This window comes from Massilia sp. LjRoot122 (assembly GCF_964252725.1).
Taxonomy (GTDB): domain Bacteria; phylum Pseudomonadota; class Gammaproteobacteria; order Burkholderiales; family Burkholderiaceae_D; genus Telluria.
In genome coordinates, this window is sequence record NZ_CAXUPB020000001.1 from 800,240 (window position 1) to 824,744 (window position 24,505).

At 65.6% G+C, this 24,505-nt stretch carries 23 protein-coding genes and 2 tRNA genes; 11 read left to right on the forward strand and 14 right to left on the reverse strand.

Annotated elements, in window-relative coordinates; genetic code table 11:
• Positions 1 to 574: 574 nt before the first annotated feature.
• Positions 575 to 2,542, forward strand: coding sequence for an AAA family ATPase (locus tag ACSQ25_RS03550; RefSeq protein ID WP_436104337.1), 1,968 nt, complete (start codon positions 575 to 577; stop codon positions 2,540 to 2,542).
• Between the two features lie 56 nt (positions 2,543 to 2,598).
• On the opposite strand, the gene ACSQ25_RS03555 is transcribed toward ACSQ25_RS03550, so the two are convergent.
• The 3 genes from ACSQ25_RS03555 to ACSQ25_RS03565 form a co-directional block, all read right to left on the reverse strand.
• Positions 2,599 to 3,216 carry a choice-of-anchor L domain-containing protein gene (locus ACSQ25_RS03555; RefSeq protein ID WP_436104338.1) on the reverse strand — a complete coding sequence of 206 codons (618 nt, stop codon included), beginning with the start codon at positions 3,214 to 3,216 and terminating at the stop codon, positions 2,599 to 2,601.
• Entirely contained in the window at positions 3,217 to 4,911 is a 1,695-nt protein-coding gene (gene ybaL, locus ACSQ25_RS03560) for a YbaL family putative K(+) efflux transporter (RefSeq protein ID WP_436104339.1), read from the reverse strand.
• Positions 4,912 to 5,012: 101 nt separating this feature from the next.
• Positions 5,013 to 5,660: a TetR/AcrR family transcriptional regulator gene (locus tag ACSQ25_RS03565; protein WP_436104340.1), complete on the reverse strand. Its 648-nt coding sequence runs from the start codon at positions 5,658 to 5,660 to the stop codon at positions 5,013 to 5,015.
• A 96-nt stretch (positions 5,661 to 5,756) separates the two neighbouring features.
• On the opposite strand from ACSQ25_RS03565, the gene ACSQ25_RS03570 reads away from it, so the two are divergent.
• From ACSQ25_RS03570 to ACSQ25_RS03595, 6 genes are all read left to right on the forward strand, one after another.
• Positions 5,757 to 6,938: a lipid-transfer protein gene (locus tag ACSQ25_RS03570; protein WP_436104341.1), complete on the forward strand. Its 1,182-nt coding sequence runs from the start codon at positions 5,757 to 5,759 to the stop codon at positions 6,936 to 6,938.
• A gap of 10 nt (positions 6,939 to 6,948) precedes the next feature.
• The gene (locus tag ACSQ25_RS03575; RefSeq protein ID WP_436104342.1) at positions 6,949 to 8,091 is read left to right on the forward strand and encodes an acyl-CoA dehydrogenase family protein; all 1,143 of its coding nucleotides are present in this window, start codon (positions 6,949 to 6,951) and stop codon (positions 8,089 to 8,091) included.
• 13 nt (positions 8,092 to 8,104) lie between these two features.
• Positions 8,105 to 9,256, forward strand: coding sequence for a CaiB/BaiF CoA transferase family protein (locus ACSQ25_RS03580; RefSeq protein ID WP_436104343.1), 1,152 nt, complete (start codon positions 8,105 to 8,107; stop codon positions 9,254 to 9,256).
• Positions 9,257 to 9,383: 127 nt separating this feature from the next.
• On the forward strand, positions 9,384 to 10,658 hold the full coding sequence (locus ACSQ25_RS03585) for a DUF445 domain-containing protein (RefSeq protein ID WP_436104344.1): 1,275 nt from the start codon (positions 9,384 to 9,386) through the stop codon (positions 10,656 to 10,658).
• 25 nt (positions 10,659 to 10,683) lie between these two features.
• Complete coding sequence (locus ACSQ25_RS03590; RefSeq protein ID WP_436104345.1) at positions 10,684 to 10,998, forward strand: putative signal transducing protein; 315 nt, start codon at positions 10,684 to 10,686, stop codon at positions 10,996 to 10,998.
• A gap of 94 nt (positions 10,999 to 11,092) precedes the next feature.
• Positions 11,093 to 11,251: a hypothetical protein gene (locus tag ACSQ25_RS03595; RefSeq protein ID WP_177207840.1), complete on the forward strand. Its 159-nt coding sequence runs from the start codon at positions 11,093 to 11,095 to the stop codon at positions 11,249 to 11,251.
• Between the two features lie 16 nt (positions 11,252 to 11,267).
• On the opposite strand, the gene ACSQ25_RS03600 is transcribed toward ACSQ25_RS03595, so the two are convergent.
• From ACSQ25_RS03600 to ACSQ25_RS03620, 5 genes are all read right to left on the reverse strand, one after another.
• Positions 11,268 to 11,344: transfer RNA gene (locus ACSQ25_RS03600), tRNA-Met, on the reverse strand.
• A 60-nt stretch (positions 11,345 to 11,404) separates the two neighbouring features.
• Positions 11,405 to 11,481: transfer RNA gene (locus ACSQ25_RS03605), tRNA-Met, on the reverse strand.
• 82 nt (positions 11,482 to 11,563) lie between these two features.
• Complete coding sequence (gene miaA / locus ACSQ25_RS03610) at positions 11,564 to 12,520, reverse strand: tRNA (adenosine(37)-N6)-dimethylallyltransferase MiaA (RefSeq protein ID WP_436108016.1); 957 nt, start codon at positions 12,518 to 12,520, stop codon at positions 11,564 to 11,566.
• On the reverse strand, positions 12,520 to 14,424 hold the full coding sequence (gene mutL, locus ACSQ25_RS03615) for a DNA mismatch repair endonuclease MutL (RefSeq protein WP_436104346.1): 1,905 nt from the start codon (positions 14,422 to 14,424) through the stop codon (positions 12,520 to 12,522). The genes miaA and mutL overlap by 1 nt, the downstream gene beginning before the upstream one ends.
• A gap of 7 nt (positions 14,425 to 14,431) precedes the next feature.
• Entirely contained in the window at positions 14,432 to 15,157 is a 726-nt protein-coding gene (locus tag ACSQ25_RS03620; protein WP_436108017.1) for a peptidylprolyl isomerase, read from the reverse strand.
• Here ACSQ25_RS03620 and ACSQ25_RS03625 point away from each other — a divergent pair.
• The 3 genes from ACSQ25_RS03625 (at position 15,053) to ACSQ25_RS03635 (ending at position 17,326) form a co-directional block, all read left to right on the forward strand.
• Positions 15,053 to 15,358 (forward strand): hypothetical protein, encoded by a 306-nt coding sequence (locus ACSQ25_RS03625; RefSeq protein WP_436108018.1) that lies wholly within the window; start codon positions 15,053 to 15,055, stop codon positions 15,356 to 15,358. The genes ACSQ25_RS03620 and ACSQ25_RS03625 overlap by 105 nt on opposite strands.
• A 122-nt stretch (positions 15,359 to 15,480) precedes the next feature.
• Positions 15,481 to 16,125: a VTT domain-containing protein gene (locus ACSQ25_RS03630; protein WP_436104347.1), complete on the forward strand. Its 645-nt coding sequence runs from the start codon at positions 15,481 to 15,483 to the stop codon at positions 16,123 to 16,125.
• Between the two features lie 121 nt (positions 16,126 to 16,246).
• The gene (locus ACSQ25_RS03635) at positions 16,247 to 17,326 is read left to right on the forward strand and encodes a carbonic anhydrase (RefSeq protein WP_436104348.1); all 1,080 of its coding nucleotides are present in this window, start codon (positions 16,247 to 16,249) and stop codon (positions 17,324 to 17,326) included.
• Between the two features lie 215 nt (positions 17,327 to 17,541).
• Here ACSQ25_RS03635 and ACSQ25_RS03640 read toward each other — a convergent pair whose 3' ends face one another.
• The 3 genes from ACSQ25_RS03640 to tsaE are packed head-to-tail and all read right to left on the reverse strand — an operon-like array spanning position 17,542 to position 20,203.
• Positions 17,542 to 18,336 carry a D-hexose-6-phosphate mutarotase gene (locus ACSQ25_RS03640; protein WP_436104349.1) on the reverse strand — a complete coding sequence of 265 codons (795 nt, stop codon included), beginning with the start codon at positions 18,334 to 18,336 and terminating at the stop codon, positions 17,542 to 17,544.
• Positions 18,337 to 18,338: 2 nt separating this feature from the next.
• A complete protein-coding gene (locus tag ACSQ25_RS03645) occupies positions 18,339 to 19,754 on the reverse strand; it encodes an N-acetylmuramoyl-L-alanine amidase (protein ID WP_436104350.1) in 1,416 nt (471 codons plus the stop codon).
• Positions 19,718 to 20,203, reverse strand: coding sequence for a tRNA (adenosine(37)-N6)-threonylcarbamoyltransferase complex ATPase subunit type 1 TsaE (gene tsaE, locus ACSQ25_RS03650; protein WP_436104351.1), 486 nt, complete (start codon positions 20,201 to 20,203; stop codon positions 19,718 to 19,720). Before tsaE ends, ACSQ25_RS03645 begins: the two co-directional genes overlap by 37 nt.
• 51 nt (positions 20,204 to 20,254) lie before the next feature.
• Here tsaE and queG point away from each other — a divergent pair, with 51 nt between their 5' ends.
• Complete coding sequence (queG, locus tag ACSQ25_RS03655) at positions 20,255 to 21,373, forward strand: tRNA epoxyqueuosine(34) reductase QueG (RefSeq protein WP_436104352.1); 1,119 nt, start codon at positions 20,255 to 20,257, stop codon at positions 21,371 to 21,373.
• Here the strand turns inward: queG and ACSQ25_RS03660 are convergent.
• From ACSQ25_RS03660 to ACSQ25_RS03670, 3 genes are all read right to left on the reverse strand, one after another.
• Positions 21,344 to 21,670: a DUF3052 family protein gene (locus ACSQ25_RS03660; RefSeq protein WP_436104353.1), complete on the reverse strand. Its 327-nt coding sequence runs from the start codon at positions 21,668 to 21,670 to the stop codon at positions 21,344 to 21,346. The two genes, queG and ACSQ25_RS03660, sit on opposite strands and share 30 nt — an antisense overlap.
• Before the next feature lie 173 nt (positions 21,671 to 21,843).
• Complete coding sequence (locus ACSQ25_RS03665; RefSeq protein WP_436104354.1) at positions 21,844 to 22,434, reverse strand: response regulator transcription factor; 591 nt, start codon at positions 22,432 to 22,434, stop codon at positions 21,844 to 21,846.
• Positions 22,435 to 22,477: 43 nt separating this feature from the next.
• Entirely contained in the window at positions 22,478 to 24,481 is a 2,004-nt protein-coding gene (locus ACSQ25_RS03670; protein WP_436104355.1) for a two-component system sensor histidine kinase NtrB, read from the reverse strand.
• Positions 24,482 to 24,505 lie beyond the last annotated feature (24 nt).

The window sequence follows — 24,505 nt, forward strand, 5'->3', positions numbered from 1 at the left end:
CACGTTCCAACGTGGTGGCCGCGACTTGCAGTCGGGCCGGAGCGGCCCTATATAAGGAAGGGTCGCAACATGGCACTTCTGGAATCAGCATATCAAAAACGGATGAATTGCCGCGCCCAATTGAATTGCTGAGTTGCATAAAGAAGTCATCAGGATGCTGGCAGATCGGCACATGTTGCGCTCAATCAAAAGAATCGGCAGTGTCGCGAATTAACCTCGCACCCGTCCTGACATTATTGCAACCAGATGACAGGTATGTAATGCTCTTTTGGCAAAGCTATCGTCTATTTTTGAATGTTCGATAATATTTACTGATAATCTGACAATCATTTTGATTATCTATTTATTCACTATCGTTGCGATCGTCATTTTTTTCGCCGCACGGTATACACCTCGGTTTTTTTTGCAGGTATAGTCTCCTTATCCCATTGCCTTCGGGCATCAAAACAATACCAAACGTACACGTTTGGACCCTTGAGCGGCCATCACGCGCCGCAGCCGATCCCGCGAGAGACCACGCCGGCACGGCACCCTGGAAGTACCGCTGTCCGACTCAACCTTTAGAGATCAATCGATGCCGAATTTCGCCCAACTTCAGCTTGCCTTCAAAAACGCGTTCAAGAGCACGTCCGTGCGCATCGCCCTCGCGGCGCTGCTCGGCATGATCGCGGCTGTGGCAATCTGGAAATCGAACGTGCCCCAGGATCCGAATCCTGTCGTGCATTCGCAAAATATTGCCGAGATCACCGAACTGGCCACGCAAAAGGCCCGCCTGGATTACCTCCTGATCGCCAAGCCGCTGTCGGAGTCGCCGCGCTACGTCTATAAATTCAAGGACGCGGCGGCGATCCACGTGGTCAAGCTGCCGAGCACCTCCCACCTGTCGCTCGAGCGTGAAGTGCTGCTGAAAAATGCGATCCCGTACTCGATCGCCAAGGACGACTACCTGGCCAGCCACGAGGCCGTGATGGACGACGGCGCCACCGCGCTGGAAAAGACCGGTACCTTCTTCAAGAATTACGGCCTGAACATCGCCATCGTGCTGCTGGTGCTCTACCTGCTGAAGTTCGGTATCCCGGGCATGGGCGCCGGCGCCTCGGTCATCACCCCGGACAAGCTCAAGGGCAGCATGGACGACCTGATCGGCATGGACGACATCAAGCAGGAAGTCCTGCACCTGGAAGACATGATCCGCAATCGCGACGAATACCAGTCGCACAACATCGACAAGCCCTTCAACGTGATGCTGACGGGTCCGGCGGGTACCGGCAAGACCAAGCTGGTCGGCTACCTGGCCAAGCGCCTGAACATGCCGCTGATCTCGGCCTCGGGTTCGGCACTGGAGTCGGGCTATGTGGGCGGCGGTTCGAAGGCGCTGAACGCGCTGTACCGCAAGGCCTGCGCCAAGGGCAAGTGCATCATCTTCCTGGATGAAGCCCAGAGCCTGTTCATGCCGCGCGGCCGCAGCGAAAAGAAATGGGAAGACGATACCGCCAACACCCTGCTGGGCCTGCTGGACGGCGTGAAGAGCGACAAGGGCCAGGGCGTGATCTGGGTGGTGGCCTCGAATTTCGACGATTCCTCGACCGAGATGGACGAGGCGATGCTGCGCCGCTTCTCGGTGAAGATCAACTTCCGCCTGCCGAACAAGCTCGAGCGGAAGGAACTGCTGCGCAGCTTCCTGTCGCGCAAGAAGGATGGCCTGGTCGACTGGAACAAGCTGAACCTGGACCAGGTGGCGGAAATCACCCAGAACCTGAGCCCGGCGCTGCTGGAAACCGTGGTCGAGCGTGCCAGCATGATCTCGATCCAGGAAAAAGCGATCATCGATACCGACCTGCTGTTCCGTGCCTACGAGCGCGCCACCATCGGCCTGACCGACCGCGCCACCACGGCTGAAAAGACCAAGCAGCGCGAGCGCATCGCCCTGCACGAGCTGGGTCACTTCTTCATGCAGATCGACCCTTACCTGCGTCAGGGCATGAGCCTGGCCGAAGTGAAGGAAAAGTCGCACCTGCTGAAGATCAGCACCGAGGCGGTGTCGAAGATCGGCGCCCTGGGCTATGTGCTGCAATCGGGCGAAGACATGTCGCTGCGCACGCTGGAAGAGCTGGAGCGCGACGTCATCGGCCTGTACGGCGGCGTGGCGGCGGAAGAGCTGTTCTATGGCGCACGCGGCATCTCGGTGGGCAGCCAGAACGACATCGAGAAGATCACCAAGATGCTCAACCTGATGGTGAGCCGCCTGTCGATGTACTCGCGTTCGAAGCTCGACTACAGCCAGCTGTCGAAGGAAGTGGGCGGCGAGCACACGCTGCGCCTGGTGCAAGAAAAGGCCGACGAGCTGTACAGCTACACCCTGGATGCGATCCGCGACTACAAGCTGGTGATCGAATCGCTCAAGGACACCCTGATGGACGAATACGTGCTGTCGAAGGATGCGGTGTTCGCGCTGCTGGAAGAGCGCAGCGAGCTGATCCACTCGCAACTGCACGGCCGCCACGCCAACCTCAAGCTGTGCGTCGAAGAGGTTGCCGCGTAAGTTCTACGTTTTCCTTGCTGTTACTCGACCCGCCGCGCGCAAGCCGGCGGGTTTTTTCATGCCCGGCGGCGCATCGCCGCAAGGCCTGCCAGGCCGAGGCCCAGCAGGGACAGCGCCGCCGGTTCCGGCACATCATTGTCGATGCCGCCGACGCTTGCGGTGCTCGCTTTCAGCGAGGAAAGGAACACGCCGCTGTCGAAACTGCCGTCCCAGGTGTCGGCGATGCCGATGCTGATCGTGTGGCTGGTCAGGCCGCTGTTCAGCAGGCCGGTGACCGTGTACACCTTGGTCAGGCCGTTGTATTCGACGCCATAGCGACCGCCATCGACCGGATTGGCGATGAAGTTGGAACTGTCGCCGTTGTTCGAGATCCTGTCGCCGTTCGCAAAGACCGCGTAGTTCACCCCATCGACGAAGAAGCCGAACACGTCGGGAACCTGCTGGGTCGGAAATTCTTCCGAGCCGAACAAGAACTGTGCGGAGACCGAATGCATGCCGGCGCCAACCGAGAAGGAAAAGCCGAGCACGTTTGCATCGAAGACGCTGTTGCCATGCAAGGCGGCGAGGCTGTCGTCGCCACCGCTGTCGGTGACGGCGCTGAAATTGTTCTGCGTGTTGTTGCTTACGAAAGCAGGCCTCCGCCCTTGTTTGGCTGGTGTAAAAATTCTCGACACTCAGTGCGCTGCGTGTTCCTCGAGCGTCTCCACCACATGGCGCGTCATGCTCGCCGCCAGTTCCTGCTCGCCGACGAACACCTTGCCGCCGGTATCCTCGCGCAGCAGCGCCGCTTCGCTCTCGTTGTCGGTGCGCACCACCACCTTGACCGAGGGATTGAGCATGCGCGCGATCTCCACCATCCGGCGCACGTGGAAGGTGTCCGGCGTCGCGATCACCAGGAGCGCCGCATGCGTGATGTGGGCCTGGATCAGCACCGCCGGCTCGGACGCATTGCCGACCACCGCCGGGATGCCGCGTCCGCGCAGCTGCTCGACGATCTCGCGGTTCTGTTCCGCCACCACGAAGTGCACGCCGCGCGCCGTCAGCGCGTCCGCGATGCGGCGGCCGACGCGGCCGAAGCCCACCAGCACCACCTGGCCGCTGAGCTTTTCGTGCGCCGTTTCCATCGGCAGTTCGGCCAGCGGGTCGGCCGGACGTTCGAGCTTGCGCGCCAGCTCGGGCTTGGACTGCAGCCACTTTTCCAGCGGCGCGGCCAGGCTGAACATCAGGGGATTGACCGCGATCGAGATGATGGCGCCGGCCAGGATGAGGTTCTGGCCCAGCGCCGGCAGCAGCTCGAGCTGCATGCCCAGTGCGGCAAGGATGAAGGAGAATTCGCCGATCTGCGCCAGGCTGGCCGAGACCGTCACGGCCGTGTTGATCGGATAGCGCAGCGCCAGCACCAGCACGAAGGCCGCGATCGACTTGCCGAACAGGATGATCGCCACGGTCGCCAGCACCTCCAGCGGATACTGGACCAGCACCATCGGATCGAACAGCATGCCGACCGAAACGAAGAACAGCACCGAGAACGCATCGCGCAGCGGCAGCGACTCTTCGGCCGCGCGGTGGCTCAGCTCGGACTCGCGCAGCACCATGCCGGCGAAGAAGGCGCCCAGCGCGAAGGACACCCCGAACAGCGCCGACGAGCCATAGGCGATGCCGACCGCCGCTGCGATGACGGCCAGGGTGAACAGCTCGCGCGATCCGGTCTTGGCGACCCGCCACAGGAACCACGGGAAGATCTTGCGGCCGATGACCAGCATGAAGGCGACGAAGGCGCCCACCTGCAGCAGGGTCTTGCCCAGCGCAGGCCACAGCTCCGCGCCGGCGTCGCCCTTGCCGCCGAGCGGACCGGCCAGCGCCGGCAGCATCACCAGCACCAGCACCATCACCAGGTCTTCCACCACCAGCCAGCCCACCGCGATGCGGCCGTTCATGGAATCGAGCACGCCGCGCGCCTCCAGCGCGCGCAGCAGCACCACGGTGCTGGCCACCGACAGCGCCAGGCCGAACACCAGTCCCGCACCCAGGCTCCAGCCCCACCAATGCGCCAGTCCCATGCCCATCACCGTGGCCACCCCGATCTGCAGCAGCGCGCCGGGCAGGGCGATCTTCTTCACGTCGAGCAGGTCGCCCAGCGAGAAGTGCAGGCCGACGCCGAACATCAGCAGCATCACCCCGATCTCCGCCAATTGGGAAGCCAGCTGCACGTCGGCGACGAAGCCCGGCGTGGCGGGTCCGATCAGGACGCCGGCGGCAAGGTAGCCGACCAGGGCGGGCAGTTTCAGGCGAATGGCGAGCATGCCGAACAAGAGGCCGAAGCCGAGTGCGGCGGCAATGGTGGTGATCAGGCTGAGTTCATGGTGCATCCGTGCGGCCTCCGTGGTAGCTTGTTAACCCCACGAGTATAAGTGACAGATGCATGCTCATCGGCATTTTTATCGCCGATTTGGCGCAATTTACGTGATATTCACAGCACGGTTGCGAGCGATAGAATGACCTTGTGCAGCGAGGCGCGCACGGTCTCGTATTGCTCCGGGCGCGCATGGCGGTCCAGGCGGAACAGCATCAGGCCCTGGATCTGGGCCACGATCAGGACCGCCCGCTCCATGCACAGTTCGTCGTCGATGGCCGGGTTCAGGCCATGGATCAGGCCATACACGGCCTTGCGCTCGCGCCCCATCATCCTGCCCATCAGGTCGGAGGCGAAGGGGTGGCGCGAGGCCAGCGCCCAGATCTCGAAGAAGATCGCATGCATGACCGGATCGGTGATCTCGTCGAGGAACATGTCGACCGTGGTCAGGAAGCGTTCCACCTGCGGCCGCCCGGCCATCGCCACCGCGATCCGGTCCATCTTGGCCTGGAACTCGTCCATCGTCGTGAGCAGCAGCGCTTCGAGCAGCTGCTCCTTGCTGCTGTAGTAGTGCTGCAGGTTCGACAGGCTCATTCCCGCCTCGACCGCCACACGCCGCATCGACAGCCCGGCATAGCCGTCGGAGACAAGCAGGCGGCGCGCCACCAGCAGGATCTCGAGCGCGCGTCCGAAGCCTTTTTCGGTGGTCGTCGAGGCCTTGTTGCGCAGGGCATTGTCGATGGAGCTGTCTGAAATAAGGGCCATCGCACGATTATCGCAGAGGCATACATTAAATAGTACGACTGACCTATAATTGATTAACAGTAGGTCGCGCGACCTAATCAAGAATCGGGAGACGGAATGAGGAAAGTGTATGTCAGCGGCGTCGGGATGATCCCCTTCGCCAAGCCGGGTGCGAGCAGCCCCTATCACGAGATGGGCGCGCAGGCGGCCCGCTCCGCCCTGGAAGATGCCGGTGTGGTGTACGACCTGGTGGAGCAGGCCTATGCGGGCTACGTCTACGGCGACTCGACCAGCGGCCAGAAGGCCCTCTATGCGGTGGGCATGAGCGGCATCCCGATCGTCAACGTCAACAACAACTGCTCGACCGGCTCGACCGCGCTGTTCCTGGGCCGCCAGGCGATCGCCAGCGGCGCCGCCGAATGCGTGCTGGTGCTCGGCTTCGAGCAGATGAGCCCCGGCGCGCTCGGCTCGGTCTTCACCGACCGCCCGACCCCCTTCGACGCCTTCGACGAGGTAACCGACCGCCTGGTGGGCAAGCCCGAGATCCCGCTGGCGCTGCGCTACTTCGGCGGCGCCGGCCTGGCGCACATGAAAAAATACGGCACCCCGCTGGAAGCTTTTGCCCGCATCCGCGCCAAGGCCAGCCGCCACGCCGTGAACAATCCGCTGGCGCTGTTCCGCAAGGAAGTCACGGCGCAGGACGTGCTCGATGCGCCCGAAATCTGGCCCGGCGTGATGACGCGCCTGATGGCCTGCCCGCCCACCTGCGGCGCCGCCGCGGCCCTGCTGGTATCGGGCGAATTCGCGCTGCGCCACGGCTTGCGCCACGACGTCCACATCGCCGCCCAGGCGATGACCACCGACCGCCCCGATACCTTCGCGTCCGGCGACATGATGCGCCTGGTCGGCTACGACATGAGCCGCGCCGCCGCCCGGCAGGTCTACGAGCAGTCCGGCCTCGGCCCGGAGGACCTCGACGTCGTCGAACTGCACGACTGCTTCGCGCACAACGAGCTGATCACCTATGAAGCCCTGGGCCTGTGCCCGGAAGGCGGCGCCGACAAGTTCATCCGCGAGGGCGACAACACCTATGGCGGCCGGGTGGTCACCAACCCGTCCGGCGGCCTGCTCTCGAAAGGCCATCCGCTCGGCGCCACCGGCCTGGCCCAGTGCTACGAGCTGACCCACCAGCTGCGCGGCAGCGCGGAGGCACGCCAGGTCGAGGGCGCGCGCGTGGCGCTGCAGCACAACCTGGGCCTGGGCGGCGCCTGCGTCGTCACCATGTACCGCAACGGCTGAGGGGACAGGCATGGATACCACGTCCCCATGGATGAACGAGGAACTGGCCGCGTTCCGCGACGCCGTGCGCCGCTTCGTGGCCGGCGAGATCACGCCGCACCAGGAACAATGGCGCAAGCAGCAGCACGTCGACCGCGCACTGTGGCGCAAGGCCGGCGAAATGGGCCTGCTGCTGGCCGACATCCCGGACGAATACGGCGGCGCCGGCGGCAGCTTCGCCCACATGGCGGTGGTGTTCGAAGAGCTCTCGTACGGCGGCGATACCTCCTTCGGCATCCACGTCCACGCCATCGTCGCCCACTACCTGCTGAACCAGGGCACCGAGGAGCAGAAAAGGAAGTACCTGCCCCTGCTGGCCAGTGGCGAGATGATCGCCGCCATCGCCATGAGCGAGCCGGGCGCGGGTTCCGACCTGAAGGGCATCCGCACCACGGCGGTGCGCGGTCCCGACGGCTACCGCGTGAGCGGCTCCAAGACCTTCATCTCGAACGGCTACATGGCCGACCTGATCCTGGTGGTGGCCAAGACCGACCCGGCCGCGGGCGCCAGGGGCGTGTCGCTGCTGCTGCTGGAAACGAAGGACAACCCCGGATTCCGCGTCGGCCGCATCCTGGAGAAGGTCGGCCAGAAGGGCCAGGACACCTGCGAGCTGTTCTTCGACGACGCCCATGTCCCGTTTGAAAACGTGCTGGGCGGCGAGGAGGGCAGGGGCTTCGCCCACTTGATGACCGAGCTGCCCTACGAGCGCACCATCCTCGGCGTGTGCGGCGTGGCCGCCATCGAGCGCGCCCTGCAGCTCACCGTCGAGCACACGCGCGAGCGCAAGGCCTTCGGCCAGGCGCTCATCGAGATGCAGAACACCCGCTTCGTGCTGGCCGAGATCAAGACCGAGGCCACGGTCGCGCGCATCTTCATCGACCGCTGCATCGAGGACATGCTGGCCGGGCGCATGGACACCGTGCGCGCCTCGATGGCGAAGTACTGGATCTCGGACCTGCAATGCAAGGTGGTGGACCAGTGCGTGCAGCTGTTCGGCGGCTACGGCTACATGCTGGAGTACCCGATCGCCCAGATGTACGTGGACGCCCGCGTGCAGCGCATCTACGGCGGCGCCAACGAGATCATGAAAGAGATCATTGCGCGTTCGCTCTGAGGAGGATTCGACCATGGCAGGACCATTGGCAGGGGTGCGGGTCATCGAGATGGTGGGCATCGGCCCTTGCCCCTTCGCCGCGATGATGCTCGCGGATATGGGGGCGGAGGTGATCCGCATCGACCGCAAGACGAAGAGCGGCGCCGACAATCCCTATCCGGTGCTCGGCACCCGCCACGACGTGATGGCGCGCGGACGCCGCTCGCTGGCGCTCGACCTCAAGAAGGCGGCCGGGCGCAGCACCATGCTGCGGCTGCTGGAAAGCGCCGACGTGCTGCTCGAAGGCTTCCGTCCCGGCGTGATGGAGCGCCTCGGGCTGGGACCGGACGCCTGCCTGGAACGCAATCCGAAACTGGTGTACGGCCGCGTCACCGGCTGGGGCCAGAACGGTCCGCTGGCACAGGCGGCAGGCCATGACATCAACTACGTGGCCCTGTCGGGCATGCTCTACTCGACGGGACGCGCCGACAGCCCGCCGCCGCCGCCCCTGAACCTGGTGGGCGACTTCGGCGGCGGCGGCATGATGCTGGCCTTCGGCGTCGTCTGCGCGGTGCTGGAGGCACGCAAGTCCGGCCAGGGCCAGGTGGTCGATGCCGCCATGACCGACGGTGCGGCGCTGCTGGGCGCCATGATGTACGGCCTGCGCGGCTTCGGCGCCTGGAGCGGCCAGCGCGAAGGCAACCTGCTGGACGGCGGCGCGCCTTTCTACGACACCTATGCCTGCAGCGACGGCAAATTCATTTCGATCGGCGCGATCGAGCCGCAGTTCTTCGCCACCCTGCTGAACCTGACGAAGCAGAGCGATCCGGTGTTCACGAAACGCTGGAGCAAGGCGCACTGGCCCGAACTGAAGGAGCGGCTGACTGCGCTGTTCGCCACCAAAACGCGCGACGAATGGTGCCGCCTGCTCGAAGGCACCGACGTGTGCTTCGCACCCGTGCTCGACCTGGAAGAAGCGCCGCGCCACCCGCACAATGCGGCGCGCCAGACCTTCGTCGAGATCGACGGCGTCACCCAGCCTGCGCCGGCGCCGCGTTTCAGCCGTACCACGCCGCCGACCCCGGGCCCGACCAGCAGCCCGGGCGCGGACAGCGACGCCATCCTGGCCGACTGGGGCTTCACGCGGCAGTCAATCGAAGCGCTGAGAAACGGCGAAGTCATATAGCATTTGTAGGGTGGCCGGCTTCGCCGGCCGCGCGTTCAAACCGTGTGTGCGGAGATGCGGCGCGATTGTTCACGTTCTGGTTGAACGCGCGGACGGCATAGCCGTCCACCCTACGATCCCGGAGCCTATGACAAAAGAAGCCGAACTGCGGCAATCGAAAATGCTCGCGCTCGCGTTTTTCGCGGGCGCGGCCTCCTTGTTCGTGTTGACCCTGTTCCTGCCGCAGAACTGGTGGACCGGCCTGCTGCGCGCCTTCTCCGAAGCCGCGATGGTGGGTGCGCTGGCCGACTGGTTCGCGGTGGTGGCCCTGTTCAAGCGCGTGCCGATTCCCATCGTCTCGCGCCATACCGAGATCATCCCGAAGAACAAGGAACGCATCGCCGACAACCTGGCGCTGTTCGTGCACGAGAAGTTCCTCGACACCGACTCGATCATCCGCCTGATCCAGCGCCACGACCCGGTGCAGAAGGTGGCCGACTGGCTGGTCAAGCCGGCCAACACCGAGCTGCTGGGCCAGCACCTGGTGCGGGTCGGCGCCTGGATGCTCGACTTCATCGAGGACACGGCGGTGCAGGGCTTCATCCGGCGCGCCGTGCACGCGATGGTGAACAGCGTCGACCTGTCGAAGTCGGCCGGCACCATCCTCGAGAGCCTGACCCGCGACGGGCGCCACCACGAACTGCTCAACGAGGGCATCACCCAGCTGGCGCGGCTGCTCGACAATGCCGATACCCAGGCCACGATCTCGCAGGGCATCGTCGACTGGCTCAAGGAGGACTACGCCTTCATCGAAAGCATGCTGCCGTCCGAGCTCATCGGGCGCAAGGGCGCCGGCCTGGCGGTGCGCCTCGCCTCGGGCATTCTGAACAAGGTGGCGGCCGATCCGCGGCACCCGCTGCGCCAGCGCTTCGACACTTTCACCCTGGAGTTCATCGAGCGCCTGAAGGCGGATCCATCCTTCACCGAGAAGGCGGACGAGATCAAGGCCTACCTGCTGGGCGACGAGACGCTCAACGGCTACCTGGCCACCCTGTGGACCGAGCTGAAGGGCTGGCTCAAGAAGGACCTGCACAGCGAGGACTCGAGCCTGCGCCGCCGGCTGGTGGCGACCGGCGCCTGGGTCGGCAAGGTACTGGCCGAAGACCCGCAGCTGCGCGCTTCGGTGGCCGAGAACCTGGAATCGGCCGTGCGCGGCGTGGCGCCGGAGCTCGCCTCTTTTCTCACCCGGCACATCGCCGATACGGTGAAGCAGTGGGACGACCGCGAGATGTCGGAGCAGATCGAACTCAACATCGGCAAGGACCTGCAGTACATCCGCATCAACGGCACCATCGTTGGCGGACTGATCGGTGTCACGCTCTACCTGTTGTCGCAAGTGCCGGCTTTGTTGCAGCAAGGGTAAGATAGCCTCATCAACAGGAGGGCACATGGAACAACTCGCACTGAACGCGTGGCTGGCCGCGAATCCTGAGGTCGTGCAGATTCCGGGGCGCGACCTGTTTGTCATCGCCAAGTACCTGGTCCCGATGGAAGCGACCCTGGCCCAGGGCTGCCTGGTCGCGGCGGGCATCCCGGCCGTGCTGGCGGATGCCCACCTGATGCAGACTGACCTGCTGCTGGCGCCGGCGCTGGGCGGGGTGCGCATCCTGGTGCCCTCGGAATACCTGCAGCAGGCCGGCGCCGTGCTGGACGGCCTGGCGCGCGGCGATTATGCGCTGGACGAGTCGTTTACGGACGAGTAGATCGCGTTCTTGCGTGAGATAGCGAACTTATCACGTGCGAACGGGGGCGTAGCCTGAGGGTGTGGACTATCCCACCATTGAAAGGAGAATCATCATGCCTCAAGGTGATAAATCGTCCTACACGGACAAGCAGAAACGCCAGGCCAAGCACATCGAGCAAGGCTACGAGAAGAAGGGTGTGTCGAAGGATGAGGCCAAGCGGCGTGCCTGGGCGACCGAGAACAAGATCTCGGGTGGCGGCAAAAAACACTGACGCAGTTTTTCTTTTTTGGTGGTGATAGGTGGACTTGAACCACCGACCCCAGCATTATGAGTGCTGTGCTCTAACCAACTGAGCTATATCACCGAAACTGTGAAAGCAAAATGGCTTGACCCTGAAGAGTCAAGCCATCCGCTTGGAATTCTGTGGTGGTGATAGGTGGACTTGAACCACCGACCCCAGCATTATGAGTGCTGTGCTCTAACCAACTGAGCTATATCACCGCAACGGCAGGCATTATCGGGGGCGCCGCGCTGCCTGTCAAGGCTCGACTACCTTCCGTGGCGCAAAAATCTCGCGCCAATGTCATTTTTCCAACTGGGCCAAGCGATCCATCAGCTCGCCTGTCGGGTCCGTACCGAGGCAGTCTATCACGATCCGCTCCGGCATCGCGCGCAGCCAGGTGATCTGGCGCTTGGCCAGCTGGCGGGTGGCGATGATGCCCAGTTCGCGCAACTCGGCGCGGTCGATCCTGCCGTCGAGGTAGTCCCAGGTCTGGCGGTAGCCGACGCAGCGTATCGAGGGCAGCGCCGGCGACAGGTCGCCGCGCGCACGCAGGCGCGCCACTTCCGCCACAAGGCCCTCGTCGTCGCGCTCGCCCAGCATCTGGTCGAAGCGCAAGGCGATCCGCTGATGCAGGACCGCGCGGTCCGAGGGCTCCAGCGCAAATGAAATCAACTCGAAGGGCAGCTCGGGCTTCTCGCGCAATCCCAGCAGTTCGGACATCGGCTTGCCCGTCAGGGCGATGATTTCGAGCGCGCGGTTGATGCGCTGCGCGTCGTTGGGCTTGAGCCGGTCTGCAGTCACCGGGTCGAGCGTGCGCAGCCTGGCGTGCATGGCGGGCCAGCCGATCTGCGCCGCCTCTGCCTCGATGCTGGCCCGCAGCGCCTGATCGGCGGTCGGCAGGTCGTCGAGGCTGTCGGTGAGGCCCTTGAAGTACATCATGGTGCCGCCTACCAGCAGCGGCAGCGCGCCGCGTGCGCTGATCTCGCCCACCAGGCGGATCGCATCTTCGCGGAACTGCATCACCGAATAGGCCTCGAGCGGGTCGATGATGTCGATCAGGTGGTGCGGCACGCTGGCCAGTTCTTCCGCGCTCGGCTTGGCGGTTCCGATGTCCATGCCGCGATAGACCAGGGCCGAATCGACCGAGATGATTTCGACCGGGCGCGTCTTCGCGATCGCCAGCGCGGCCGCGGTCTTGCCCGACGCGGTCGGGCCCATGATGGCCACCGCCATCGGTTTCTTCTTGCTCGCTTCCATCATTGACCGCGCAGGAAAAGCTTGTCGAGCGCGGCGATCTCGAGCTGGACCCAGGTCGGGCGGCCGTGGTTGCACTGGTCGGAGCGTTCGGTGATCTCCATCTGGCGCAGCAGCGCATTCATCTCCTGGATCGAGAGGATGCGGTTGGCACGCACCGCCGTGTGGCAGGCGAGGGTGCCGAGCAGCTCGTTGCGGCGTTCGATCAGCACGCGCGAGCCGCCGAATTCGCGCACGTCGCGCAGCACGTCGCGCGCCAGCGTCTGCGCGTCGGCATTCTTCAGCAGGGTCGGCACGGTGCGCACCGCCAGCGTGGTCGGCGACAGCGCGGCGATGTCGAAGCCGAGCGTCTTCAGGGTTTCGCCATGGTCCTGGGCGGTGGCCACCTCGATCGCGTCGGCGTAGAAGGTGACCGGGATCAGGAGCTGCTGCACCTGCAGTTCCTCGCCCTCGGCGCGGGCGTCGAGGGCGTTCTTGATCTGCTCGTAGAGGATGCGCTCGTGGGCCGCATGCATGTCGACCAGCACCAGGCCCTTGGTGTTCTGGGCCAGGATGTAGATGCCGTGCAGCTGGGCCAGCGCGAAGCCGAGCGGGAAGTCCTCGTTCGACAGCGGGCGCTCGGAGGCGGACAGCGGCACGCCCATGGGCGCGGCCGTCTTTGCCGGCTCGTTCGACGCGAACAGCGCGCCGTAGGCCGCGGTGCTCTGGGCCACGCCGCCGGTGGAAGGCTGGGGCCGCGCATCGTCCCAGCGGCTGCCCGGTGCGAAGGGCGAAGGCGAGAAGCTCGGCGCCAGCTGCGCACCGAAGGAGGTCTGCTCGTGCGGGCGCTGCGCCCACACCGGCGTGCCGCTCGGCCGCACTTCGGCGGCGGAGATCGGCGCCGGCGCGCTGCCGTGCGCGGTGGCCGAGGTCTGGGCCAGCGTGCGCTGCACCGCGTGGAACACGAACTGGTGCACCGCGCGGCTGTCGCGGAAGCGCACTTCGATCTTGGACGGGTGGACGTTGACGTCGACCAGCGCCGGATCCAGGTCGAGCGACAGCACGTAGCAGGGAAAGCGGTCGCCGTGCAGCACGTCCTGGTAGGCCGCGCGCACCGCGTGCACCAGCAGCTTGTCGCGCACGAAGCGCCCGTTCACATAGAAGAACTGGCCGTCGGCGCGCGCCTTCGAGGCGGTCGGCAGGCCGACGTAGCCGTGCAGGCGCAGCGGGCCGGCCGCTTCGTCGAGCGCCAGGCGGGCTTCGGCGAAGTCGCTGCCGAGGATCTGGGCGCTGCGCTTGGCCGCCTCGCTCACGTTCCAGTGATCGATGGTGCGGCCGTTGTGCGTCAGGCTGAACGAGACGTCCGGGCGCGCCAGCGCGATGCGCCGCACGACTTCGGCGCAGTGGCCGTATTCGGTCTGTTCGGACTTCAGGAACTTGCGGCGCGCCGGGGTGTTGAAATACAGGTCCTGCACGTCGATGGTGGTGCCGAAGGCGCCGGACGACGGCGCCACCGTGCCTTCGTGCGAGCCGACGATCTCGAAGGCGTGGGCCGCGCCCGGCGTGCGCGAAGTGATGCGCACCGCGGCCACCGAGGCGATCGAGGCCAGCGCCTCGCCGCGGAAGCCCAGGGTGCCGACGTGTTCCAGGTCGTGCAGCGAGGCGATTTTTGAGGTGGCGTGGCGGGCCAGCGCCAGCGGCAGCTGCTCCGGCTCGATGCCGCGGCCGTTGTCGGTGATGGCGATGCGCTTGACGCCGCCTTCCTCGAGGCGCACGGTGATCTGGGTGGCGCCGGCATCGAGGGCGTTCTCGAGCAGTTCCTTGACCACCGCGGACGGCCGCTCGACGACCTCGCCTGCGGCGATTTGCGAGATGAGCTGATCGGGAAGCTGCTGGATCGGGCGGTGGGTGGGGGCTGGCGCGTTCATTCTCCGATTATATCTTCTGCTCGCGCACGGGTATCGTGGCGTTGCACAGGTCGATCTTGCCGACCGCGAACTTGGCCCAGGGGCCGCCGCGCGTGCGCTGGGCCTCGACCACGGCCTGGTAAGTGGCGCTGTCGGTGCGCATCACTTCGAACTTGCTGCGCTCGGCTTCCGGGACGTCGGCCGCCATGCGTACCAGCTTGAGCGGCATGCGCTGTTCCGGCTTCTCGTAGAAGCCGGCAGCGGCGGTGCCGCGCGGCTGCACCGACAGCAGCGACATGCCCTGCACGACGCGGCCCACCACGGTGATGTTGCGGTCGAGGTGGCGCGGGGAGTGGCCGGTGACCACGTACAGCTGCGAACCGTTGCCGCTGTCGGCGCCGGTGTCGCGCGCCACGCCGATCATCGCGGGGCAGTGGACCAGCCAGGTCTGGCCGCTGGCCGGGTCGCGCGCGGCCGGGAAGCCGCCCACGTGGCCGACCTGGGGCGCGTAGACGTCGCCATCCTTCAGGCGGGTGAAGCTGCCGGCCGACTTGATCGGTGCGCTGAACTCGGCCTTGATGGTCTTGGCCGCCTTGAAGGGCTTTGGGTTTTCCTCGTCCGGGTCGCCCCACTGCACCACGAAGCCGTCCTGCGAGCGGATGATGAACAGGTCGTCGAAATACTTCTCGCGCACCAAGGCGCGGATGTTGGCGGCCGTGTTCGGGGCAAACGTGGGCGCCAGCTCGATGATCACGCGCCCGGTCGGCAGGTCCATGTACAGGGTGTTCTCGGGATCGAGCGGGCGCCAGTCGGCCGGTTTGGAGGCCTTGATCACGTCGGCCACCGAGGGTTTCGGCGGCAGTTCCTTGTCTTGTTTGGCAGGCGCGGCAGGCGCGGCAAATGCGGCGGCCGCAGCGCCGGACAGCAGCGCCAATGCGGCAATGGCCCGTCGTGAAATGGTGAACGAAGCGCTCATGCGGTCTCCAGGATGTTGTTATCCCGTCGATTGTGCGGCAATGTGGTCGGAAGGTAAAGACCGTCCAGGTGGTATGATGCGCGGCTACCTTTAGGAAGATTATGGATCTGATGCAGTTATTCGACATGCTCCTGCACGTCGATAAAACGCTGGGCACCCTCCTGGCCCAGTACGGAACCTATGTGTACATCGTGCTGTTCGCGATCGTGTTTTGCGAGACCGGACTGGTGCTGTTCTTCTTCCTTCCCGGCGACACCCTGCTGTTCATCGCAGGCGCCTTCTGCGCCACCGGCCAGATGAATTTCCCGCTCCTGACGGCGCTCCTGATCACGGCGGCGGTCACGGGCAATACCGTGAACTACTATGTCGGGCGGGCCATCGGCCACCGGGTGTTTACGCACAACTACCGCTGGATCAACAAGGACGCGCTGCAGCGCACCCACGATTTCTTCGAGAAGCACGGCGGCAAGACCATCATCGTGGCGCGCTTCGTGCCGGTGGTGCGCAGCTTCGCACCCCTGGTCGCCGGGGTGTCCGAGATGACGCTGGCGCGTTTCCAGATGTTCAACGTGACCGGGGCGGTGCTGTGGGTGGCCAGCCTGGTCACCGCCGGCTACCTGTTCGGCAATGTCCCGGTGGTCAAGGACCATCTGACCGAGATCGTACTGGTCGGTATTTCGGCGGCGATGGTGCCGCTGGCGATCGCCGCACTGGTCAAGTTCGGCCGCAACATGCTCAGCCGTTAAGCAGCATCCCTTGTCATCCTGGCAGCGCCCCGATTTTTTCGGGGCGTTCTTGTTTCAGCGCACTCAAGTTTCAGCCGCTTATTGCCGATAAGCATGAGGACAGACCACTCCCTGGATTCTCATGCGCCACCTCATCGCCCTGTTAGCTTGCTGCCTTGCCATGGCTTCCGCAAGCGCGAGCGACCCCGCTCCGAAGCCGTCCGCCGACAAGGCCGACGGCAAGACGGCCAATGTCAAAGCCATCCTTGAAGGCAAGCCCAGCATCAGCGCGGCCAAGCCGGACATCAAGGCCCTGGCCGCTGCCGCGGATGCGCGCACGGCTGCGACGGCGCCTGCCCGGCCCGCAGCCGCGGACGAAGAACAGTCCGAAATCGACCTCTCGGCGCGCATCGCCGAACGCCTGGCCCAGCTGCGCGAGCAGCAGGCCACGCGCGCCGCTGCCGCCGCCAGGGCGAGGAAGGCGCTTGAAGCAAAGCGCCGCAAGGAAGCCGAGGCCGCGATCGCCGCCGCCAACAAGCCGAAGAACGGCACCCATTGGTCCTACGAGGGCGAGTACGGCCCGGCCAACTGGTCGAATATCAATGCGAGCTGGGCCAAGTGCAATACCGGCAAGCGCCAGTCGCCGATCGACCTGCGCGACGGCATCAAGGTCGACCTCGAACAGATCGCCTTCGACTACCGTCCAAGTTCGTTCAGCGAGATCGACAACGGCCACACCATCCAGGTGACTGTCGGCGGCGGCAACTTCCTGACGGTCGGCAACATGGCCTACGAACTGCAGCAGTTCCACTTCCACCGCCCGTCGGAAGAGCGCATCAACGGCAGGGGCACCGAGATGGTGATCCACTTCGTCCACCGCAGCTTCGAAGGCAAGCTGCTGGTGCTGGCCGTGCTGCTCGAGCGCGGCCAGGCCAACCCGATGATCCAGACCGTGTGGAACAACCTGCCGCTGGAGAAGCAGGAGACCGTGTCGCCGTCTATCCTGCTCGACCCGAACGAGGCGCTGCCGGAGAAGCGCGACTACTTCACCTACATGGGTTCGCTGACCGAGCCGCCCTGTACCGAGGACGTGCTGTGGATCGTCATGAAGCAGACCATGCAGGCCTCGCCGGCGCAGATGGCGCTGTTCTCGCGGCTGTATCCGCTGAATGCGCGGCCGGTCCAGCAGAGTAACGGCAGGATGATTAAGGAGTCGAACTGACGGTTACTGTGTCAGCGTGCACACGAGATTGGATCCCGGCCTGCGCCGGGATGACGGCTCATAGCGTAGTGGCCAGCTCATAGACCGTCGTACGCGCCACTGGCGCCTACGACTTCCGGCGAAGGCGGGAATAATGCCACTGGCATTATTCCCCCCAAGTTCGTCGCATACCGATAGCACAAAAAAGAAGCCCGGCATCGCCGGGCTTCTTCGTTTCAGCTGATCCGGTAGGTCCCCGTCCAGGACTCGCCCGCCTCCAGGGTATGCGGCTCCAGCAGCGCCGGCTCGACGCACACGAAGCGCTTGTACTCGTCCCGCTCCATGTCCGCCAGCCCGGCCGCATCGACCGCGCCCGGATTCCACACCACCGCGTCCGTGAAGCCGCTCTGCTCCAGCCGCAGCGTCCCCTCGCTCGTCGCCAGCTGGGCGCGTCCGGTGACGTGCGGGTACACCTCGTCCAGCTTGTCGAGGATCGAGATCTCGTCCGACGAGATGCCCTCGATGCGCACTTCGCACACGTCCGGCACCAGGTGGTAGGTGTGCAGCGCCGCCGAGAACGGGAAGGGCGCCGCGCCGATGTTGCGCACGGTGAGCACCATGCTCAGTTCATTGGCGCGCACCGCCACGCGCAGCGACAGGGCGAAGCTGTGGGGCCAGGCGTCGGCCAGGCTGTTGCTCAGGTCGCCCGCCGCCAGGTCGAAGCAGGCCCAGGCCGCGCCGTCCTCCACGCCGCTGTCTTCCAGGCGCCAGGTGCTCACGCGCGCGAAGCCGTGGCGCATGCCGTTGCCGCGTTCCGCGAACTGGGGGAAGATCACCGGCACGCCGCCGCGGATCGCCTTGCTGCCGTCGAGGGCCGATTTCTCGCTCAGGAACATGCGTTCCCTGCCGTCCGCGCCCTTCCACGAGACCAGGTGGGCGCCGTACAGGGTAATGGTGGCTTCGGCGCCGTCCGGCGCTTGAATCCGGATCGCGGGCAGTTGCCCGGCATTGGTATGGATCGCTAGGGTCATGATCAGGTCTGGCGGCTCTTGGCCATCGGCGGGTTGTCGGCGAAGTAGCGCTTGATGCCCTTGCTGATGGCGTCGGCCAGCTGGTTCTGGTAGCCGTCGTCGCGCAGCCTGGCTTCTTCGTCGGGGTTCGAGATGAATGCAGTTTCTACCAGAATCGAGGGGATGTCAGGCGCCTTCAGTACGGCGAAGCCGGCCTGCTCGACCGAGGCCTTGTGCAGGCGGTTGATGCCCCCGATTTCAGTCAGCACGGCCTTGCCGAGCTTGAGGCTGTCGTTGATCTGGGCCGTGGTCGACAGGTCGAACAGCACGCTCGCGATCTGCTTGTCCTGCACCGCGAAGTTGGCGCCGCCCACCAGGTCGGCCTTGTTCTGGTCGTTCGCCAGCCAGCGCGCCGCGCTCGAGCTGGCGCCTTTTTCGGACAGCACGAACACCGAGGAGCCGCGCGCGGTCGGCGAGACCCAGGCGTCCGCGTGGATCGACACGAACAGGTCGGCCTGCACCTTGCGCGCCTTCTGCACGCGCTGGCCGAGCGGGACGAAATAGTCGCCGTCGCGGGTCAGCATGACGCGGGTGTTGGGCAGCGCCTCCAGCTTGGCCTTGAGGCGCTTTGCCACGGCCAGCACGATGTCCTTTTCGCGCGCGCCCGATGCCCCGATCGCACCGGGGTCTTCGCCGCCGTGGCCCGGGTCGAGCGCGATGGTCACCATGCGCACCACCTTCTGGGGCGGTGCCTTGGCGATGCTCGTCGACGGCGTCGGCTGCACCGCCTGCGGCGGCGGGGTGCCGTTCAGCGCCGACATCTCGGCTTCGAGCTTGGCGATCGCATCGGGCGCGGCTTCGGTCTGGGCCGGCGGCGGCGCCGGCAGCGGCGAGGCCGGATTGGCGCTGTCCGCGGCCGCGGAGGCATCGGTGGTCCACTCGCCCTTGTCGATCAGCGCGGCGAGCGGGTCCACCGGCTTGTTGGGGTAGAGGTCGAAGATCAGGCGGTGCTGGTAGCCGGCCACCGGCTCCAGCGTGAATACCTGCGGCTTGATCTCTTCCTTCAGGTCGAACACCAGGCGCACCACGTTCGGGCGGTTCTGGCCGACCCGCACCTGCTTGATGTAGGGGTCGTTCGGCTCGATCTTGGCGACCAGGCTTTTCAGGGTAGCGCTCAGGCCCAGGCCGTCGATGTCGACGACCAGCCGCGGCGGGTCGGGCACGAGGAAGTGCGAGGTCTTGAGTTCGCTGTCGTTTTCCAGGGTCACGCGGGTGTAGTCGGGCGCGGGCCAGACACGGACGGCCAGGATCTGCGCGGCGCTGGCGGGCAGCGGGGCGATCACGGACAGCAGCAGCGTACCGCCGGCCTTCAGCAGGGTGCGGCGGCGCGGGGCGTCAGGGGTCAAGAGGGCGGGGCGTAGGCGAGATGGTCGAGGCATAGCAGGCCTAAAGGAGACAACGCCTGCAATTCTACCTCACGCCCGTGTCCGCTGACGTTGAGCAACACACGGACGTCGGGTGCCGGCAACACCGGCTCGCCCTTTTCGGGCCATTCGACGATGCAGATGTTCCTGCCGTCGAAGTCCTCGCGGAAGCCCGCGTCGAGGAATTCCTCGGGGCTGGACATCCGGTACAGGTCGTAATGGATGATGTTGACTGCCTGGCCATCCAGTTCGACCCGGTAGGGTTCGGACAGCGTGTAAGTCGGGCTCTTGACCGTGCCCTTGTGCCCGGCCGCCTGGATCAGGGCGCGGGTGAGGGCCGTCTTGCCGGCGCCGAGGTCGCCGTGCAGGTAGATCACCAGCCCGGGCTGGACGGCCCTGGCCAGCGCCTGGCCCAATGCGGCGGTGGCGGATTCGTCGGGCAAGTAGGCTTTGAAGGACTGCATCGAATAAAATACCGGGTTGATTAGCGCTCCGCGCCGTCGTTCCATCCTGCCATGTTGACATCTCCACCCGACCTGCACGAGCTCGCCCGCACCATCAAATCCTGGGGCGCGGAACTCGGTTTTGCCGACGTACGCATCGCGGACGTCGACCTGGCGCACGCGGAAGCGGGCTTGCAGGCCTGGCTGGATGCCGGCTGCCATGGCGAGATGGATTATATGGCAAGCCATGGCATGAAGCGTGCGCGTCCGGATGAACTGGTGCCGGGCACGGTGCGCGCCATCGTCGCGCGCATGGACTACCTGCCGATGTCACGCGGCGAAGACTGGCGCGCCGAAGAGCATGCGCGCCAGCTGGAACCCGGCGCCGCCGTGGTCTCGGTGTATGCGCGCGGCCGCGATTACCACAAGGTGCTGCGCAACCGCCTGCAGGCCCTGGCCGAGAAGGTCAAGGCGGCCGTCGGCGCGCTGGGTTACCGGGTCTTTACCGACTCGGCGCCGGTGATGGAACTGCCGCTGGCCGAAAAGGCCGGCCTGGGCTGGCGCGGCAAGCACACGCTGCTGCTGTCGCGCGCGGCCGGCTCGACCTTCTTCATCGGCGAAATCCTGGTCGACCTGCCCTTACCTAGCGACCCGCCGACCGGCGCCCATTGCGGACAATGCCAGGCCTGCATCGAGGTCTGCCCGACCCAGGCCATCCTCGGCCCGGGGCGCCTGGACGCGCGGCGCTGCATCTCCTACCTGACCATCGAGCTCAAGGGCAGCATTCCGGAAGAACTGCGCCCGCTGATCGGCAACCGTGTCTACGGCTGCGACGATTGCCAGCTGGCCTGCCCGTGGAACAAGTTCGCGCAGCGCGCGACCCTGCCCGACTTCGATGAACGGAATAGCCTCGGCACTGCCAGCATGGTCGAACTGTTCGGGTGGGAAGAAGAGGAGTTCAATCGCCGGATGGAAGGCAGTCCGATCCGGCGTATCGGCCACGAGCGCTGGCTGCGCAACCTGGCGGTGGGACTGGGAAACGCCGCCGGCGCGGGCATGAAAGGCGATGCGGCGATCGTCGCCGCCTTGCGTGCCCGGGCGGGGCATCCATCAAGCCTGGTGCGCGAGCATGTGGGCTGGGCGCTTGCCCAGCACGGCGTGCTATTCGATACGCTTGAGGCGCAAGCCTGACCAGTCGCCGTCGATCGAGATCATCGCCACCGCGGTGATGCCGTTTTCCTTGGCATAGGCATTGATCGAATCGCGGTTGATGTCGGTGGCCTTGGACGCGGTCTGCTTGAGGTAGGCGATCCACAGCGAGCCTTTTTCGCCCAGCTTTTCCTTGGCCACCGGCAGGTATTGCTCGAGCTCCTTGCGGTTGAGCGCGAACATCAGGATCACGTCGAAAGGGCCGTCGCCTTCCTTGACGATGTCGGCGGGCATCTGCGCCGCGACGCCGGGGTTGGCCTGGCCATTAAGGATCAGCATCGATTTCGCCGTCCTCAGGAACATCTTGTCAGCAACTGTTTTTTCGCTCATGAGAATTCCTAAATGCAATATCTCTGCAACGCGGACTGTTACGGCGCGTTCCGAATCATTTTACAAGGCTTCCATCGAATCGCAGGAACGCTTGCCGCGTGCAAAGATAAGCACCAGGCGGCTTATTTCAGCAGTCCGGCCAGCTCGACCGCCGTCTTGACTTGCATCTTGTCGAAGATATGCGCGCGGTGCACCTCGACCGTCCGCATGCTGATGCCGAGCTTGTCGGCCACTACCTTGTTCATCATGCCGGCCAGGATCAGGTCCAGCACTTCGCGTTCGCGCGCCGACAGGGTCGCCAGGCGCGCCTGCACCGCGGCTGCCTCGGCTGCCTTGCGCGAGGCGGCCAGCGCTTCCTCGACCCGGTCCATCAGCACGTTGTCGTTGAAGGGTTTTTCGAAGAAGTCGAAGGCGCCGCGCTTGAGCGAATCGACCGCCATCGGCACGTCGCCGTGGCCAGTCAGGAAAATCACGGGCAGGCGCGCGCTCAGGCCGTTCTTGACCAGCTGGTCGAACACCGCGATGCCGTTCATGCCGGGCATGCGCACGTCTAGCAGCACGCAGTCCCCGTCATTGCCGGTCGCACCGGGGAGCTTGACGGCGTCGAGGAATTCCTCGCCGCTCGCATAGCCGCGCGCCTCCAGGCCGCGCGATTGCGCCAGCCAGGCGAGCGCGTCGCGAATGACGTCTTCATCGTCGACGATGTGCAGCATAGGGTGGGTCTCCGGTCGCGCGTGTTGTTATCTATTTAGGATTTTAGCCCAGCGCCCCGCTCGCCGCTTGGGCCGGCAGCGCGAAGCTGAAGATGGTGCCCCCATCCGGGTTCGGCGCATGGCTCAGCGTCCCGCCGTGGAACTCGATCGCGGTGCGGCAGATCGACAGGCCCATGCCCATGCCTTCGGCCTTGGTCGAGAAGAAGGGCGAGAACAGTCCGGCCGCCACCTCCTCCGGGATGCCGTGGCCGCGGTCGATCACCGATACCGACACCATGCCGGCGTCAAGCGCGGCGGCAATGCGCAGCACGCGCTGCTCCAGCGAGGTATCGACCATGGCTTCGATCGCGTTGCGCGTGAGGTTGAGCAGCACCTGTTCCAGCATCACGCGGTCGGCCAGTACCGGGGGCAGCCGCGGCGGCAGCTCGACGCGCAGGGTCACCGCGGCCTGGCGCGCCTGCAGTTCGACCAGCGCCCGCACGCCCTCGACCACGCTGTGGATTGTGACCGGCTCGCGGCGCGGCTCGCGCTTCTTCACGAACTCGTGCACGCTGCGGATGATCTGGCCGGCCCGCTGGGCTTGCTGGCGCGCCTGTTCCAGCGCATGCCTGAGCATGCCGGAGTTGACCGGCTCGCCGGATTTTCCGGTGCGCTCCAGCACGTTCAGCGCGCCGGCCGTGTAGCTGGAGATCGCCGCCAGCGGCTGGTTCAGCTCGTGCGCCAGCATCGAAGACATCTCGCCCATGGTCGCCAGGCGCGCGCTGGTTTCCAGTTTTTCCTGCTGCTGGCGGTTGAGTTCCTCGGCGCGCTTGCGGTCGGTGATGTCCTGGACTGAACTCATCCATCCGGTCTGGCGGCCGTCGGCATCCACCAGCGGCGCCTCGTACACCAGCACCGGCACGCGCACGCCGTCGGGGCGCTGGAACACGGTTTCGAATTGCGGCGTGATGTTCCCCGACAGGACGCCGGCGAAGCGTTCTTCGTACTCGGCCATGACTTCCGGCGCCCAATAGGGCATCGGCGGCTTCTTGCCGACCAGTTCTTCCGGCGGCAGGCCGACGATCTCGCAGAAGGCGCGGTTGACATAGGTGACGCGGCCTTCGAGGTCGCGCGCGCGCAGGCCGGTGATCAGGGAGTTCTCCATGGCGGTGCGGAAGGCCATCTGCTGGCGCAGCGCCCGTTCGGCCGCCAGGGTGCGCGAGATGTGGCGCCACAGCGAACCCAGGCTCAGCACCAGGCCGAGGGCCAGCACGATGACCGAGCCCACCAGCAGGTTCGGCAGCAGCTTGGGCGCACGCTTGACGCTGTCGGTGGACAACACCACCAGGGCGCCCGGCAGGTCGAGTTCGCGCCGGTGCGTGTAGACGCCCCGTCCCGGACCGCCGGCCGCACGCCGCGCGACGGCACGGTCGTCGCGGTCGAGCAGGGTGAGGGCGTTGTCCTGGGCGAACCACCAGGGCACGGTTTCGTCGAGCAGCACCTGCAGGCTGTAGGTGGCGACCAGGCTGCCGGCAGGTTTGCCGCCCGCGTATAAAGGCAGGTAGTAGTCGAGCAGGCCCGGCGTGGCCTCTGTCGCGCCGTAGGCTTCGCTGTAACGGCCGCGCTTGGTAGCGCCGGCCACGTCGGCGGCCAGTCGGGTGGGGGCGGGCAGGACGGCCGGCAGGTCCAGGCCGTGACTGGCGATCGCCTTGCCGTCCGGGCCATACCAGATGATGCGCACCAGCTCGTGGCCGTTGTTGAACATCTGCCTGAAGCGCGCCTGCAGGGCCTCGGGGGAGGGCGGACGCGCCACCAGGTCGGCGCCCAGCCCGGCCAGCGCCTCTTCGCTGCGCGCCAGTTCGAAACGCAGGGTCTGCTCGACCCAGAGGGTATCGGCGATCAGCTGCTCCTGGCGTTCGGTGGCTTCCATCTCGCGCGCCTGCCATGGCAGCCAGATCAGCACTGCCAGGAACAGCAGTACCAGCAGCACCGGCACCAGCCAGCGCCAGGAGCGCGCACGCTCGTTGGCGCTGGATGGCGCCAGCTGCTGGGCGAACGGAAATTTCATCAAGACTCCGTAATTCGTTACACT